Source organism: Mesorhizobium sp. M7A.F.Ca.CA.003.01.2.1 (assembly GCF_003998945.1).
GTDB lineage: Bacteria > Pseudomonadota > Alphaproteobacteria > Rhizobiales > Rhizobiaceae > Mesorhizobium > Mesorhizobium ciceri.
Genome location: NZ_RZRA01001722.1, coordinates 1 through 392, shown reverse-complemented (window position 1 = coordinate 392; position 392 = coordinate 1). Strand labels below are relative to the sequence as shown.

Genomic DNA, 392 nt, shown 5'->3' with positions numbered 1-392 from the left:
CCCCCATAGGGTGCAGGCGCGTCGGCGCCGGTCAAAACGTTGATGCCCTCGCCGCGCTCATGGGCGCTGTTTGGCCAGATGCCTTCGGCGATCACCACGCCACGCTTGATGCCGTCGAACAATTTTGCATGCAGCACGACTTCGCCGCGCTGGTTGCCGACCTCGACACGGTCGCCATCGGCCAGCCCAAGTGCCGCGGCATCGTCGGGATGTAGAAGCAGTTCCGGGCGGCCCTCCCTGGCTTTCGACACCGGTGTTTCCGAGAATGTCGAATTGAGGAAGTTGCGCGCCGGCGACGTCGTCAGCCGGAACGGGTGGGCTTCGTCGGCGACCTCGATCAGGTCGACATGGTCGGGGAATTCCGGCAGCCGCGCCACCGGGCCGAACAGGCC

General features: G+C 66.1%; 1 protein-coding gene. It reads right to left on the bottom strand.

The genetic code is table 11. From position 1 onward, the window contains the following. Positions 1-392, bottom strand: a 392-nt coding sequence (locus EN969_RS35120) for a molybdopterin dinucleotide binding domain-containing protein (RefSeq protein ID WP_281060065.1), incomplete at both ends; no start/stop codon positions are given.